We start from the raw sequence: 14,231 nt of genomic DNA, 5'->3' as shown, positions 1-14,231 counted from the left end.
CCTACCGCTTCTGCCAGACCCGCAACCCGAATACCGGCAGCACGCCGTACACATGGTCGAACAGGTCTGACTGGATCTGTTCGTAGACTTCCCAGCGCGTGTCGTTGACGTACAGGAAGATTTCGAGCGGCAGTCCCTGGCTGGTCGACTGCACGTGGCGCACCACCAGCGGCAAGTCCTGCCGGATCGCCGGATGCTGACGGAAATAGCCGATCATGTAGCGGCGCAGCATGCCAAGGTTGGTCAGACTCTGCTCACCAGCCTTGGCGCTGACCGGTGCCTTCAGTTCGCGGCAGGCATTGAGTTCGCCAAGCAGCGCCTCGTCACAGAACCGCACACTATCCGCATCGAGCGGGATGCTGTGCTGCACGCGCCGGCCGCCCGATTCCACCATGCCGCGCCAGTTCTTGACGCCGTTGGTCAGCAGCACGTAGCTGGGCAGCGTCACGATCGTATTGTCGAAGTTGCGCACCTTGATGGTGTTCAGTGCGATGTCGGTCACCACGCCATCTGCCACATAGCCGGGCACCTCGATCCAGTCGCCGATGCGCAGCATGTCGTACGACGCAAGCTGGATGCTGGCCACGAAGCCCAGCAGCGAATCGCGGAAGACGATGATCAGCAGCGCGGTCATCGCGCTGACGCCGGTCAGGAAGTACGTTGGCGAGCGGTCAAGCAGCAGCGAGACCATGGCGATGAAAGCAATCAGGTACAGGATGATCGTGGCCACCTGCAGAAAGCTCTTGATGGGTCGTTCGCCGGCGTTGGGATAGTGGCTGTAGCGGTCCTCGATGCTGGCCAGGAACGCAAAGCCGGCCCGTAGCGCAGTGAACACCATGAAGCATGCAGCTACCACGGCCACCGGCGTACCCAGCATCGAGATCACCGGGAACGTGATGCCCGTGAGCAGCGGCGCCGACAGGTAGACGATCAGCGCGGGCACGATCGGCGCCAGCCGATGGAATACGCCGCGCCGTTCGGCCGCGCGCAGCCACTTGCGATGCTGGCCGCGTGCCAGGCGCCCGACCACCCACAGCATGATGGTGCGCGTGATGTAGTAGCAGACCACACTGGCCAGCACGATGGCAAGCAGCAGCGCGGCCACCAGCACGATAGCCACCAGCAGGCTGTCGGTATGGACGAACAGGTGATGCTCGCCATTGGGTCCATTCTCGATGCGAAACATGTCTTGGAACATGCATCCTCCCGGCCGGACGGGCTGGTGCCCGCCGGTAGTGTAGCGGCACGCCGGGTCTTGCGGGGCATTGCCGGCCCCAAATCCGTGCGCCCGGCTACACGCCGATACAAAAGCCGCCTGCCGTCACACACGCGGGATACGTGGCACGGCCAACATCGCATCAAAGCGCCTCAGCCTTCGACCCCGGGCGCAGCAAAAATCGACATCCGATGCGTGATGAACTCCAGTACTTCGAGCACCGCCGCCGGCAACGGCCGCCCCGCTTTTACCAGCAGCCTGGCTTGCGTACCCCGGAACAGCGCATGGTCGATCGGTACCGTGGCCAGGCTGCCGGCGGCCACTTCGCGATAGGCCGCGAACTGGCCAATCAGCGTCACGAAGTTATCGTAGGCCACGAACTGCTTGAGCGCCGACAGCGAGTTGGTGACCAGGGTAGGCCGGATGCGGATGTTCTCGGCAAACTCGAGCATCTTTGCCGCATGGCCTATGCCGTACGACTCCGGCATCAGCGCCAGCGGATAAGCCATTACCTCGTGGATCGTGACCGGCTCCCCGCGCAGCGCCAGCGGATGGTCGTGGCGAGTCAGCAGGACAATCGGCTGCGCCGCGCTGGCCCGGTACTCGACGCGTGGATGCAATGGCGGGTTGTAGGCCAGGCCAATATGGGCCCGGCTTTCCGCCACCTCGTTGAGCACGTCGTCGACCGGCAGGATCTCCATGCGGATATCCACCATCGGATATTGCGCGCAGAACGGCGCGATGACCTCGTTGACCAGCGCGTCGACATACCCCTCGCTCAACACGATCTGGACCATGCCCTGCTGCAGGCCCTGAAGCGCATGCAGCTGGTCTTCGAGCTTTTCCTGGTGCGAACGGTAGCCGCGCCAGAACTCCAGCAAATGCGCGGCAGCCTCGGTGGGCCTGACGCCGCGCGCCTGGCGCTCGAACAGCGTGGTGCCCAGTTCGTCTTCCAGCAGGCGGATCTGCCGCGTGATCACCGACGGCGAGGTATTGAGGCTTTCCGCCGCACCGCGAATCGTGCCGTGGGCCAGCACCTCGCGGAAGTAACGCAAACGTTGCTGATTGATCTCGCGCATGGCGTTCCTGGCACCTTTATATGTCTTAATAAGCACTTATTCAAGCAACCAGCGCGCTGTGTTGCCCTGGAAAGAACGAAGTGTGGACTTTGTTGCTGTTGGTGCAAGTCTACGGCGCTGCCACTATCAAAGCCAATCCCCCAACCATCACAACGCTCTGGAGACTGGCAATGTTAGTGATGTCGAATACCAGCACCGTCGACGACACCGCGGCGCTCTACAACAAGATCAACCTGCGGCTGCTGCCGTTCCTGCTGGTCTGCTACCTGTTTGCCTACCTGGACCGCGTCAATATCGGCTTTGCCAAGCTGCAGATGCAGGGCGACCTCGGTTTCTCCGATGCGGCCTACGGCGTGGGTGCCGGCATCTTCTTCATTGGCTACGTGTTGTTCGAGATCCCGAGCAACCTGATGCTGCCACGCGTAGGGGCACGCAAGACCTTCAGCCGCATCCTGGTGCTGTGGGGCATTACATCGGCCAGCATGCTGTTCGTGCGCGATGTGCCCACGTTCTACGCGATGCGCTTCATGCTGGGCGTATTCGAGGCAGGCTTTGCCCCGGGCATGATCTATTACCTGTCGTGCTGGTATGGGCCGCAGCGCATGGCGCGCGCCATTGCCATCGTGTTCCTGGCGGGCCCGATCGGTGGCATCGTTGGCGGCCCCGCGTCGGCGTGGCTGATGACCGCGCTGGCCGGGCATGGCGGCCTGGCCGGCTGGCAATGGATGTTCCTGGTCGAGGGCTTGCCATGCCTGGTGCTCGGCATACTGGCATTGAAAATGGTGCCGGACCGCCCCGCCGATGCGAAATGGCTCACCGCCGACGAGAAGCGCCTGCTCGAACAGGAACTGGCCGTACCGGCAGCGCACAAGCACTCGTTCGGCGCCGTGGCACGCGACCCCAAGGTCTACGTGCTGGCCTTCGCCTACTTCTGCGTGATCGCCGCCATCTATGCACTGAGCTTCTGGCTGCCGACGCTGATCAAGGCGCAGGGCGTGGCCGATACCGTGCAGCTTGGCTGGTACTCGGCCCTGCCCTACGTGGGCGGTGCCATCGGCATGGTCTATATGGGACGCCGCTCCGACCGCAAGCGCGAGCGCCGCTATCACGCCGCGATTCCCGCGCTGGCCGGTGCCGCTTTGCTGGCGGGTTCGACGCTGGCCGACGGCAATCTCGTGCTGACGCTGGCGCTGCTGACACTGGGCACCACGTCGCTATGGATGACCTACACCGTGTTCTGGGCCATGCCGTCCGAATACATCAAGGGCCCTGCAGCGGCCGGTGGCATTGCCTTGATCAACACCGTCGGGCTGTCCGGCGGCTTCTGGGGCCCCGCCATCATCGGCTGGGCCAAGACCGCGACCGGTAGCCTGCATCCCGGCGTGCTGATCATGGCCGCGATGCCATTGACGGCCGCCTTGATCATCCTCGCCAACAAGCTGCCCGTGCGCCGCTGAATCCCCGAACATCCCCCCACAAGGAGTGAACCATGTTGCTGCACCTGTCCACCTGGTCTGAAGTCGAGCAATACCTGAAGCGTAGCCGGACCATCGTCATCCCGATCGGCTCCAACGAGCAGCATGGCCCCACGGGCTTGCTTGGCACCGACTGGCTGTGCCCCGAGATCATCTGCCGCGAAGCGGAAGAAAACGCCGATATCCTGGTGGCGCCGACCTTCAATATCGGCATGGCCCAGCATCACCTGGCTTTCGCAGGCACCATTTCGCTGCGCCCTTCCACGTTTATCGCGGCGCTGGTTGACTGGGTACATTCGCTGGCGCGCCACGGCTTTGAAAAGATCCTGTTCCTGAACGGCCATGGCGGCAACATCGCATCGATCGAGGCCGCGTTCTCCGAGATCTATGCCGAATCTAGCTTTGCCGGGCGCCGTGCCGGCTTTGCACTGAAACTCTGCAACTGGTGGGACCTGGCTGGCGTGAACGAGCTGGCGCGCGAGCAATTCCCGACCGGCCATGGCGCGCACGCCACGCCGTCCGAGATTGCCATCACGCAGTGGGCGTTTCCGCAAGCGATCAAGCACGCCGACTATGCGCCACGCATCGCGCCCTCGGGTCCGATCCGCGAAGCACTGGACTTCCGCGCACGCTTCCCCGATGGCCGCCTGGGCTCGGATCCGAACCAGGCCACGCCGGAAAAAGGCGGCGCGCTGGTGGCACTGGCCGCGCGTAGCCTGATCGACGAGCTCGCCGCGTTCAGCGACGAGCCCGTGCCGGCCTGACCGTACCGGCCTGCGTTTGCCTATGCTTCCCCTGCGGCCTACCGGCGCTGCCCTGCGCCGGGGGCCATGGTCGCAAACACGCCGTCGCGCAGGATCAGCGCATGCAGCAGCGCGGCGGCCAGGTGCATCAGCACCACGGCGAACAGTGCCAGCGCCAGCCAGGTATGCAGTGCGCGCAGTAGCGCGAACAGTTGCACATTGGCGGGCAGGATCGGCGGCAGGTGGAACGCGCCGGCCATCGTCACCGGATAACCGCCGGCCGACACCATGCCCCATCCAATCAGGGGCATGGCCAGCATCAGCGCGTACAGCACCAGATGCGAGCCCTTGGCCACAGCGCGCTGCAGCGGGGGCATGCTGCCCGGCAATGCCGGGGCGCCGCGCCGCAGGCGCACCACGATGCGTACGATCACAAGCAACAGCAATGCAATGCCCAGCGGGCGATGCAGGTTGACCAGCGTGTCGTGCGCTTGCGAAACCGTGAAGACCATCCCGACACCAACGAACAGCATCGCCAGGATCAATACGGCCATCAGCCAGTGCAGCAGCTTCTGCAGGCCGCTGAAGCGCGTGCGGGTATGTGAAAGCGAAATCGATTGCGAAACCATCATCCCTGACTCCTGTTAGCGTGCCTGCTGGTGCTGCGCGTCGAGCGCCACCTCGCGTGTGCGGCGCTGGTAGGACACCGCATAGGCGGCCGAACGTGCCGCCAGCAGCGGATCGTTGGAGGTAGCAATGCCAGCCGGCAACACGGTCGGATCGAAATTGACATCGCGGCATGCGCCATCGTCCTGCGCACTGGCATGTTCGATTACCAACGTGCCCGCATCCACCTGCTTGCGGTCATCTGGCCATGCTTGGGTGGCATCGTCGGTGGCATCACCGGGCGCGGCCAGGGTCAGCATCAGGTGCCAGCGTAACGGACCGGCTTCGAGCTTGCGCGTGAGATCGGCGGCCAGCCACGATGGCTGGGCCTTGTCGGCATCGCTGACTGGCGCATATGCAAGCTCGGGTTGCATCGACCAGCGCACGGCCTGGCGCTTGCCACTGGCATCTACCAGATAGAACGCATTGACGCTGTAGTAGGCGCCGTTCGCATAGCTCGACGATGGCGGATGCGACTTGATCCAGTCCTGGAAGCCCTTCACCTCAGGGTTGGCCTCGGCGAACGCCTTCATTTTGGCGGGATCGGGCTTGCCGGTGGCCGGGTCAGGCTGCGCCGCCACCAGTTGCTGGTAGAACTGCGCGGGCGTACGTACCGGAAACAGCGGCACGGAATTCATGCCGGTGCGCCACTGCTGCCCGTCCGCCTGCGTGAACATCAGCGCCAGGCTGCGAATCGGTATGCTGCCATCGGGCGCCTGCGGATTGCCACCCGGGATGGCCAGGCGGCCAGTGACCGGCGTGCGTCCCGCCGCGAACACCGCAGCGCTGGACAGGGCAGCCGCCGCACCATTGCTTTCGAAGAAGCCATCGATGCAGACGCCCTTGGCGTGATTGCGCCGATAGCCCTCGTGCAGGCCCGCGTTGCGCTGGAACTGGTCGATGATGGTCTGGGTGGACAGCCGGTGCGGTGCGATCCAGCCACCGGTGTAGGCAAAACCGCCGGCCAGGACCAGGACCACGGCCCCGATGGCACCCAGGCGGCATGGCACGCAGATGCGCGCCCCTTGATGTGGAGATGTTTCAGACAATGCGGACTCCCGATGAGTGAAGACTCACCGGGTATACGCAGGGGCGGATCAGCTATTCCATCACACCCGAAAAAAAACGCAGGTCGGCCCTGCGTCTCCCCAGGCTTTCAAACCCCTTCCGCATTGCTGGTGCCGGAGTGTTGCCTGTTGCCTCAGGCCTTCTCGCGATGAATCATCAGCGGGCCAAACGATTGCGTCACGGGCATCACCTCGACAAAGTTGATGTTGACGCGTGCCGGCAGCGTGGCGGCCCAGAACACCGTCTCGGCAATATCGTCAGGCACGAGCGCTTCGGTGCCTTCATACACCTTGCCAGCGCGAGCCTGGTCGCCATTGAAGCGCACCGACGAGAATTCGGTGCCGCCCACCAGACCCGGGGCCACGTCGGTCACGCGTACGCGCGTGCCGAGCAGGTCGGCGCGCAGGTTCAACGTGAAGTGGCGCACGAACGCCTTGGTGGCGCCATAGGCATTGCCGCCGGGATACGCATAGGCGCCGGCAGTAGAACCGATATTGATCACATGGCCGCGGTTGCGGGCCACCATGCCGGGCAAGATCGCTCGCGTCATGTACATCAGGCCCTTGACGTTGGTATCGACCATCGCGTCCCAGTTATCGAGGTCGGCATTCTGTGCCGCCTCCAGACCCAGGGCCAGGCCAGCGTTGTTCACCAGCAGGTCCACTTCGGCGAATTCGGCCGGCAGGCCCGCCACGGCGGCGGCCACGGCGTCGCGGTCGCGTACGTCGAGCACCAGCGGCAGCACCTTGTCGCGGCCCAGCTCGTCGGCCAGGGCCTGCAGCCGGTCTTCACGACGGCCGGCGGCGATGACACGATGGCCGGCCGTGGCAAAACGCCTGGCAATGGCAGCGCCGAATCCCGCGGTGGCACCGGTGACAAATACGATCATGTTTGCTCTCCAACTTTGAGACAGGTTCGGCCACGGATACTACACCGTTGCGCGCACGGTCGTGGCGCAGGGCAGACATCACAAACATGGCGCGGAAAAAATCGACTGCACCCTGTGAATTCAAGTCATTTCTGGAATCGATAACGGACGACTACCCTGTCCATACCGCATAACGAAAGAAGAATCATGACTTCGAAGACACTGCCGATTACCGCCTTGATCCCTGCCTTGTTGCTCGCTCCCGCGCTTGCCTGGAGCACGCCGGCGCCCGTGAGCCCCGATGCCAGGCTGTTTGGCGCTCCGGCACCGAGCGAGACCGTGACGCGCACGGTGACGATCGCGCCCGGCATCCATCATGTGCGTGTGGCATCGGGAGAGTCGGTGGCGCTGCGCGCCGGCGACCGCACCGTGGCATGGACCTTCCTGCAGGCCACGCAAGGCCGGACGATGAACCTTGGGCTGTTGATGCCGGACGTGCCACAGGCCAGCGATGTCTACGTTCACATCGAACCCAGCCTGGTGTACAGCGCGGGCTGAGCGCCCTGCCCGCCGGACCTAGCGTCGCGCGAGCAACGGCTGCGCAAGGCTGGCGAACAGCAGCCCCAGCGCGCCCCACATCACGGCCTGGATACCGAATGCGGCCACCCGGTACTGCCACAGCAGCACCGCCGGGAAATGCCCGGGGATCTCGTTGATTTCCGGCAGCACCACCTGTGCCAGTGCCGTCAGGACCAGGAACAGTGCGCCTGCGCCCAGCCATGCGCGCCACGCGCCGACACGAACCACGAACCTGCGGGCCAGCACGAGCGCAATCACCATGGCTGCCAGCGACAGGCCAATCATGGTGAAGAACAGTGCGGTACGCATGCCGATCGTCGACGGATCGCCTACGCCCGGAGGATTGGGTGGGTACTTGAGGAAGGGAACCAGGACGATGGCGATATAGCCGAGCAACGCCAGCATCAGCGATGTGGCGCGCGCACCGATGGCGCCAACGCGGCCGTACACGGCGGCAAAGCCCAACGCAAACAGCCCGCCGACGGCGCTGCCGAACACACCAAGCCCGACCAGCAGGCCAAGCCCCGACTGCACGTCGCGGCTGACCAGCTCCGGCATCTCATGCGCGTGGCTGCCGCCCATCGCCTCGGCCATCTGTTCCTCGACGGCAATCGCAGCCTCTACCTGGGGCTCGCCAACCATCTTTGCAAAACCAAAGGCCAGCACGCTGGCCAGAAAGCCCGCGAGCATGCCGCGGACCAGCAGACTTCTTACCATGCGCGCGCTTCCTCAGTGGCAGGGAAAGCCGAGCAGATGCCGCCCATCGTGGACGAACTCATGCACATACATGGTATTGAAGATCGCCATGGCACCTTCTTCCACGCCGACGAAATAGATGGCCAGCAGCATCAGTACCGTGCCGAACACGGCCCATGGCAGCAGTTCGCGCAGCGGGATCGAGATTGGTGCGATGTTCGGCGCGATGGTGGGCGTGAACGTAGCGCTTGCGTGCAAGTTGTTTCTCCTTGAGGATGACGCGTCCCGTAACGGATGTTGGCTCGGTGAGAAGGTCTGACTTGTCAATCCGCATTGTCGAAACAACCTGCGGATCAAGATACAGTGGCGCGACCGTGCCGGATTCCCACCGGCTTCCTCTCATCGGAATCCGTGCATTCTAGTCGACTCGAAGACCGACCGCATGACAATCCGCATCTCACTGCTTTGCCTGCCCGCCACCGCCGCCCTGCGTGCGGGACGCTTCCCGGCCGATGAACCGCTCGATGCCGAGCAAACCGACGGACTCGCCACCCTTGCCGCATCCGCGGCATTTTCATTTGAAGCGCCGGATCGGGTCCTGTGCAGTCCGATGCGATGCGCGCGCGATGCGGTAGGTGCGCTGGGGTTCGAGGCACATGCCGAAGCTGCGCTGCGCGAGATGGACTATGGCCGCTGGGCCGGACTGTCGCTCAAGGAGGTTGGCGAGGCAGAGCCCGACGCGCTTGCGGCATGGTTATCCGATCCATCGGCTGCCGCGCACGGCGGCGAATCGCTGCGCGTGCTACTGGCACGCGTGGCACATTGGGCCGCCGACTATCCGTGGGGACCGGGACACACGCTGGTCATGACCCATGCCAGTGTGATCAAGGCCTTTGTCGTCCAGCTGTTGCAGGCGCCCGAACAGGCGTACCGGCAACTGGATATCGCGCCGCTCACGCTGACTACCGTGTCGGTGCACCAGGGCCAGTGGCGGCTGGCCTCGGCCGGCGTGCCGGCGTACTGAGCCGGCCTATACTGAGCGGCCTATTGAGCCGGTGGCGGCGGAGCTTGTGGCGCTGGCTGGATCGGGCAGTCGCCCTGGCCGCCGGGCTGCCCGGTATTCCTGAAGGTGACCATCAGCCGGCTGTCCTTGGCCATCATGAGCGTGTTGCCATAGGTCACTGTGGGCATGAATGCGATATCGGGCGCCACCGACACCGGCGCTGCCTTGGCCGCATCGATACTTAGCACGAGCTCCACCGTATAAGACTCCACCCCGGTACGCTGGCCCTGCGGGGTCTGTGCGAACTTCTGCTGGAATGCACACACGTCGCTGACGATGGCGTCGAGCGCAGCCTGGATCGGCACCGTCTTGCCAGGAGGAATCGGCGCCGTGTTGCAGCCGGCCAGCAACATCGACGCAAGACATGCGAAAACGGCGAGACGCGGGGACTCGGTCATCGTCATCTGCTTTTCTCCTGTACGGCATGTGCCGTCCAATCGAAGCACTCTAGCGCCGGGCTGTTCCATGCTCCATTGGCCAAAAGGCCAATGGAGCATGGGCGGAGCACCGCAAGCGCTGGTTACGCCCGTGGTGGTCTCCCCTACTCCCGCACGGCGGGAGAGGTGCGGGGGAGAGGGCAGCATATCGAGGGCATCAAAAACAAAAACCCCGCAAGACGTGGGTCTTGCGGGGTTCGATGCCCATGCAGCGATGGGCAGGCGTCAGTGCCGACCAGCTTAGCCGACGAACGCCTTTTCCAGCACGAAATGGCCCGGATGGCTCATGTTGCCTTCGACAAAGCCACGCGCTTCGAGCAGCGTGCGAACTTCCTTGAGCATGTCGGGGCTGCCGCAGAGCATGACGCGGTCGTTCTCGGTCGAGAACCCGGGCACGCCCAGGCGATCGAACAGTTCGCCCGATTCGATCATGTCCGTGATACGGCCACGGTTCTCGAATTCCTCGCGCGTCACGGTCGGGAAATAGGCCAGCTTTTCGCTGACCAGTTCGCCCAGGTACTCATGCTTGGGCAAATGCTCCTGGATCAGTTCGCGATAGGCCAGCTCTTCAACGAAGCGGCAGGTATGCGTCAGCACGATCTTGTCGTACCGCTCATAGATATCGGGATCACGAATGATCGACAGGAACGGCGCCAGCCCGGTGCCAGTGGCCAGCAGCCAGAGCGTCTTGCCCGGCAGCAGGTTGTCTGCCAGCAGCGTGCCGGTGGCCTTCTTGCCAACGAAAATCGAATCGCCTTGCTGCAGATGCTGCAGGCGCGAGGTCAACGGGCCGTCCGGCACCTTGATGCTGAAGAACTCCAGCGTTTCCTCGTAATTGGCGCTTGCAATGCTATAGGCACGCAAAAGCGGCTTACCTGACACTTCCAGGCCAACCATGGCGAACTGGCCGTTTTCGAAACGGAAGCCGGGATCGCGCGTGGTGGTGAAGCTGAACAGCGTATCGGTCCAGTGGTGGACGGAAAGAACGGATTGTTGGTTGAGATTGCTCACGGGAGAACACGCCGGGGGGGTAAAACACCCGGAAATTGGACGGAATCCGTAACCATGCCACAAAAATGGCCGGAAGCTCGGAAGGACCCTGCTTCCAGTAGTGAAATGAGGCCCTTAGCGCACTAAATATGACTGTTACTTACTTTTTGTCAATCACTTTTCGACATACTGCTTGCCGAGCACCATGGTGCCACCGCTGACCCCGAGGAACACCAGCCAGGTCGATTCGAACGTTGGGTAGGTCAGGTTCTGCGCCACATGCACGATGCCCACCACCAGCAGCATCAGGTTCACGATCACGGCCTGCAGCCGGTGGATCTGCTGCTTGTCGTCGGCAAACCCGGTGACGAGGTCATGCAGGAAGCCACCCGATGGCTCGAACGGGTGGCCGCCGAAATTCTGGTCCACCGCGAATGAGGCCCCGGTCGTGCCCACGCTGATGCCGAGCAGTACCAGCACGGAACCGTCGATGGGCGGCAGGTCACCATAGATGACCCACAGGAAAACACCCGCGCAGACCGCGAACGCGAACCAGAGTGCCAACTGCACGCGGGTCAGGCTGAACGTGGCACGCACGGGCATCCATTCCTGCTGGCGCAGCACCAGACCGGCAATCGTCATCGATTCGTCGCGCGGGTCGGGCAGCCTTCCGGACAATGCAGCATTTGCCGCATGCGCCGCGCGCGCGCAGGCAGCCGGATCATCGGCTACAAATCCAGCGTTCTGCGCGGCAAGCACCGACAATGCGGCCGAGGTCCAGTTGGCGGCGCCACCATCGCTATCAGGCTCATCGCGACCGCGCCGCATCTCGGCCCTCACCTGCCGCCTCAACACCATGGCCGTGCGCCACCAGGCCGGCGTCGGCGCATCGCGAAAGACATCGCTGGCGGCGCCGCGCCGTACGAACACCAGCAGCAGGGCTACCACCACGGCCAGCGCAATCCATGGCATGGCGGCGTGCGTCACCGCAACGCGCAGATTGCCCTGCGTCGCGGTATAGGCAAGCGAGGCGGTGCCGCCATCCCACCCCAGGCCCACGCTGAGCCCGTCCTGGCTGGTCAGGCCAACCGTGCGGTAGAGCATCGCCCACAGCTTCTGACTATCCTTGCCTGCATCGACATGAAAGCGCAGTGTCGAAAAATTGCCATCATCTTCACGCGCAATCAGCCTGCCGTTGCGCCCCATGTCGATGCCGTTCAGGAATAGCCGGACCTGATCCGGAACCGCGCTCGCATCCGCTGCTGCAGCCAGCAGCGACGCCGTGTCGACCGCCACGCGAACATCGCCGGCCCCGACCAGCGTGCCGGCCGGATCCGGCTTGTCCATCGATTTGGCCACCGGTCCGCCGCAGTGCCTCGACGGCGCAACATCCTTCTCGCTGGTGAACCAGTCGGTTTTCTCAAGCACCTCGGCACATTGAATGGCAATCAGCTGTCGCGCGGGCGCCGACGACTTTGGCATGCCCGCTTCGGTCTGGGCCATGACGCCGCCATCGAAAAAGACCAGCGCGTGCGCGCACGCCAACCCGGCAAGCATTCCGATTCGCATATCCCGGCCTCCGCATGGTCGATGCGATCGGGACGAATCTGACAAACAAGAAAAAAACGTCATCTTCGTCGCGATCGATCCTATGCCACTAGTGATAGGACGTTCCTGAGTCCGATGCCAATGACCTCGATGCGGCTTTTCGCTTGAGAAAAACGCAAGCAAAGCAGTCAGAAAACTCGTTTGTCGCCACGCCATCCAGATACGACTATCCAGTCAACGCACGGCAACGCGCATCGCATCGACAAAGGAGACTCTCTTGCCAACCACCGCCTCAACCATCCCAGCCACCCCTTCCCTATGGAGTTCGGATGCCCAGCCCAGGCTGCTGGCATCGCGCCACCACACCACCGGCGAATGGCTGTTCCCTGCCCTGCCCGCGCATTCACCGCTCGCCCCGGACCATGCCACGGTGCCGGTGACCGGCATCGGCACGGTCTACAGCTTCACCGTGATTCATCCCGCGCCTAAAACGGGCTTGCCGCCCTACGCGCTGGGCTACGTCGACTTCGACGGCCCGCTGCGCATCTTCGGCCGCCTGCAGGGCAAGGCGCGCCCGGCAATCGGCGACCGCTATGCACCGCAGGCCGATGACACCTACGGCTACGTTTTCCAGGCAATCCAGGACTGAGCGAAATCATGCAAGACATCTACATTTCCGGCGGCGCCATGACGACCTTTGGCCGGCACACCGGCGTACTGGCGCCGGAACTGGCGCAACAGGCCATCCTCAAGGCCGTCGACGACGCCGGTATTGCGCTCGATGACATCGAAGCGGTGTACTGCGCCAATGTGCTCGGCGGCATGATTCTTGGCCAGTTGATCGTGCGTGACCTGGGACTGCGTGGCATACCGGTCTATAACGTCGAGAACGCTTGCGCCAGTGGCGCCACCGGCGTGCACCTTGCCCGCCACGCGTTGCTGGCGCAGCAGTACTCCACCGTGCTTGTCTTCGGCATAGAGCAATTGACAGCGCTGGGCGGAGGCACCATCCCGATGCAGCGCAATGACGCCAAGACCGATCTTTACGCAACGGCAGGCATGGTCCTTCCGGCGGTCTATGCCATGCGCGGCACCCGCTTCCTGCATGAACGCGATGCCTCGGCCGCAGACCTTGCCACGGTGGCCGTCAAGAACCGCCATCATGGCTCGCTGAATCCGTTCGCGCAGCAACGCAGCGAGACCACGCTCGAGGAAGTATTGGCCTCGCGCATGATCGCCGATCCGCTGACGCTGCTGCAGTGCTGCCCGTCACAGGTAGATGGCGCCGCTGCCGTGGTCATGACCACGCGACGCCCAAGCCAGACCAGGCCAGTCAAGGTACTTTCCTCGGTCGTGGTGTCGGGCATGCGCGAACAGGCCGATGACGACATCCTCGACGCTGAAATCACCGCCCGCGCCGCACGACAGGCCTACGAGCAGGCCGGCCTTGGACCGGACGATGTCAACGTGGTGGAACTGCACGACGCGTTCACGATCGCCGAACTGCTCTATTACGAAGCGCTGGGCCTGGCCAAACCGGGCGATGCCGTGCCGCTGCTGCGTTCAGGCGCCACGCGACTCGGCGGCCGCGTCCCGGTAAATCCGAGCGGCGGTCTGCTGGCAAAAGGACATCCGCTTGGCGCCACGGGGATCGCACAGATGGTGGAAGTCATGTGGCACCTGCAGGACCGGGCCGACGGCCGCCAGGTAGCCAATGCCCGTATCGGCCTCACGCAATGCACGGGCGGCGGCATCGCCGGCGTTGACCATGCCGCGTCGTCGGTACATATCCTCGGAGCCTGA

The 14,231-nt window shown here is 63.7% G+C and carries 16 protein-coding genes; 6 read left to right on the top strand and 10 right to left on the bottom strand.

Annotated elements, in window-relative coordinates:
- Position 1 precedes the first annotated feature (1 nt).
- Entirely contained in the window at positions 2 to 1,198 is a 1,197-nt protein-coding gene (locus tag ACO550_RS18995; protein WP_315594024.1) for a mechanosensitive ion channel family protein, read from the bottom strand.
- A 170-nt stretch (positions 1,199 to 1,368) separates the two neighbouring features.
- On the bottom strand, positions 1,369 to 2,295 hold the full coding sequence (locus tag ACO550_RS18990) for a LysR substrate-binding domain-containing protein (protein WP_315594023.1): 927 nt from the start codon (positions 2,293 to 2,295) through the stop codon (positions 1,369 to 1,371).
- 170 nt (positions 2,296 to 2,465) lie between these two features.
- Here ACO550_RS18990 and ACO550_RS18985 point away from each other — a divergent pair, with 170 nt between their 5' ends.
- Positions 2,466 to 3,752 carry an MFS transporter gene (locus ACO550_RS18985; RefSeq protein WP_315594022.1) on the top strand — a complete coding sequence of 429 codons (1,287 nt, stop codon included), beginning with the start codon at positions 2,466 to 2,468 and terminating at the stop codon, positions 3,750 to 3,752.
- Positions 3,753 to 3,784: 32 nt separating this feature from the next.
- Positions 3,785 to 4,534, top strand: coding sequence for a creatininase family protein (locus tag ACO550_RS18980; protein ID WP_315594021.1), 750 nt, complete (start codon positions 3,785 to 3,787; stop codon positions 4,532 to 4,534).
- Between the two features lie 38 nt (positions 4,535 to 4,572).
- Here the strand turns inward: ACO550_RS18980 and ACO550_RS18975 are convergent, their stop codons facing one another.
- From ACO550_RS18975 to ACO550_RS18965, 3 genes are all read right to left on the bottom strand, one after another.
- Complete coding sequence (locus tag ACO550_RS18975; protein WP_315594020.1) at positions 4,573 to 5,145, bottom strand: cytochrome b/b6 domain-containing protein; 573 nt, start codon at positions 5,143 to 5,145, stop codon at positions 4,573 to 4,575.
- Between the two features lie 12 nt (positions 5,146 to 5,157).
- Positions 5,158 to 6,228: a catalase family peroxidase gene (locus ACO550_RS18970; protein ID WP_485994935.1), complete on the bottom strand. Its 1,071-nt coding sequence runs from the start codon at positions 6,226 to 6,228 to the stop codon at positions 5,158 to 5,160.
- Between the two features lie 152 nt (positions 6,229 to 6,380).
- Complete coding sequence (locus ACO550_RS18965) at positions 6,381 to 7,136, bottom strand: SDR family NAD(P)-dependent oxidoreductase (protein WP_315594019.1); 756 nt, start codon at positions 7,134 to 7,136, stop codon at positions 6,381 to 6,383.
- A 186-nt stretch (positions 7,137 to 7,322) separates the two neighbouring features.
- Between ACO550_RS18965 and ACO550_RS18960 the strand changes: the two genes are divergently transcribed.
- Entirely contained in the window at positions 7,323 to 7,673 is a 351-nt protein-coding gene (locus tag ACO550_RS18960) for a CzcE family metal-binding protein (RefSeq protein ID WP_315594018.1), read from the top strand.
- Positions 7,674 to 7,691: 18 nt separating this feature from the next.
- On the opposite strand, the gene ACO550_RS18955 is transcribed toward ACO550_RS18960, so the two are convergent.
- Together ACO550_RS18955 and ACO550_RS18950 are read right to left on the bottom strand one after the other, a co-directional pair.
- A complete protein-coding gene (locus tag ACO550_RS18955; RefSeq protein WP_315594017.1) occupies positions 7,692 to 8,411 on the bottom strand; it encodes a CbtA family protein in 720 nt (239 codons plus the stop codon).
- A gap of 12 nt (positions 8,412 to 8,423) precedes the next feature.
- Positions 8,424 to 8,648, bottom strand: coding sequence for a CbtB domain-containing protein (locus ACO550_RS18950; protein WP_315594016.1), 225 nt, complete (start codon positions 8,646 to 8,648; stop codon positions 8,424 to 8,426).
- A 184-nt stretch (positions 8,649 to 8,832) separates the two neighbouring features.
- Here ACO550_RS18950 and ACO550_RS18945 point away from each other — a divergent pair, with 184 nt between their 5' ends.
- Positions 8,833 to 9,414 (top strand): histidine phosphatase family protein, encoded by a 582-nt coding sequence (locus ACO550_RS18945; RefSeq protein ID WP_315594015.1) that lies wholly within the window; start codon positions 8,833 to 8,835, stop codon positions 9,412 to 9,414.
- A gap of 20 nt (positions 9,415 to 9,434) precedes the next feature.
- Here the strand turns inward: ACO550_RS18945 and ACO550_RS18940 are convergent, their stop codons facing one another.
- The 3 genes from ACO550_RS18940 to ACO550_RS18930 all read right to left on the bottom strand — a co-directional run bounded on the left by ACO550_RS18940 (position 9,435) and on the right by ACO550_RS18930 (position 12,449).
- Positions 9,435 to 9,857, bottom strand: a complete 423-nt coding sequence (locus ACO550_RS18940) for a hypothetical protein (RefSeq protein WP_315594014.1) — start codon at positions 9,855 to 9,857, stop codon at positions 9,435 to 9,437.
- A 273-nt stretch (positions 9,858 to 10,130) separates the two neighbouring features.
- Positions 10,131 to 10,901 (bottom strand): FAD-binding oxidoreductase, encoded by a 771-nt coding sequence (locus tag ACO550_RS18935; RefSeq protein ID WP_315594013.1) that lies wholly within the window; start codon positions 10,899 to 10,901, stop codon positions 10,131 to 10,133.
- A 153-nt stretch (positions 10,902 to 11,054) separates the two neighbouring features.
- Positions 11,055 to 12,449 carry a hypothetical protein gene (locus ACO550_RS18930; protein WP_315594012.1) on the bottom strand — a complete coding sequence of 465 codons (1,395 nt, stop codon included), beginning with the start codon at positions 12,447 to 12,449 and terminating at the stop codon, positions 11,055 to 11,057.
- 256 nt (positions 12,450 to 12,705) lie between these two features.
- Here ACO550_RS18930 and ACO550_RS18925 point away from each other — a divergent pair, with 256 nt between their 5' ends.
- Both ACO550_RS18925 and ACO550_RS18920 read left to right on the top strand, forming a co-directional pair.
- Positions 12,706 to 13,077, top strand: coding sequence for an OB-fold domain-containing protein (locus tag ACO550_RS18925; protein ID WP_315594011.1), 372 nt, complete (start codon positions 12,706 to 12,708; stop codon positions 13,075 to 13,077).
- Between the two features lie 8 nt (positions 13,078 to 13,085).
- On the top strand, positions 13,086 to 14,231 hold the full coding sequence (locus ACO550_RS18920; protein ID WP_315594010.1) for a thiolase C-terminal domain-containing protein: 1,146 nt from the start codon (positions 13,086 to 13,088) through the stop codon (positions 14,229 to 14,231).

The organism is Cupriavidus sp. (assembly GCF_057315035.1).
Note: the sequence above shows the minus strand (reverse complement) of the source record. Positions and strands in the feature narration are given on the sequence as shown.

Coding starts and splice junctions, on each gene's coding strand:
- ACO550_RS18995 (WP_315594024.1), bottom strand. CDS start 1,198: ATGTTCCAAGACATGTTTCGCATCGAGAATGGACCCAATGGCGAGCAT.
- ACO550_RS18990 (WP_315594023.1), bottom strand. CDS start 2,295: ATGCGCGAGATCAATCAGCAACGTTTGCGTTACTTCCGCGAGGTGCTG.
- ACO550_RS18985 (WP_315594022.1), top strand. CDS start 2,466: ATGTTAGTGATGTCGAATACCAGCACCGTCGACGACACCGCGGCGCTC.
- ACO550_RS18980 (WP_315594021.1), top strand. CDS start 3,785: ATGTTGCTGCACCTGTCCACCTGGTCTGAAGTCGAGCAATACCTGAAG.
- ACO550_RS18975 (WP_315594020.1), bottom strand. CDS start 5,145: ATGATGGTTTCGCAATCGATTTCGCTTTCACATACCCGCACGCGCTTC.
- ACO550_RS18965 (WP_315594019.1), bottom strand. CDS start 7,136: ATGATCGTATTTGTCACCGGTGCCACCGCGGGATTCGGCGCTGCCATT.
- ACO550_RS18960 (WP_315594018.1), top strand. CDS start 7,323: ATGACTTCGAAGACACTGCCGATTACCGCCTTGATCCCTGCCTTGTTG.
- ACO550_RS18955 (WP_315594017.1), bottom strand. CDS start 8,411: ATGGTAAGAAGTCTGCTGGTCCGCGGCATGCTCGCGGGCTTTCTGGCC.
- ACO550_RS18945 (WP_315594015.1), top strand. CDS start 8,833: ATGACAATCCGCATCTCACTGCTTTGCCTGCCCGCCACCGCCGCCCTG.
- ACO550_RS18940 (WP_315594014.1), bottom strand. CDS start 9,857: ATGACGATGACCGAGTCCCCGCGTCTCGCCGTTTTCGCATGTCTTGCG.
- ACO550_RS18930 (WP_315594012.1), bottom strand. CDS start 12,449: ATGCGAATCGGAATGCTTGCCGGGTTGGCGTGCGCGCACGCGCTGGTC.
- ACO550_RS18920 (WP_315594010.1), top strand. CDS start 13,086: ATGCAAGACATCTACATTTCCGGCGGCGCCATGACGACCTTTGGCCGG.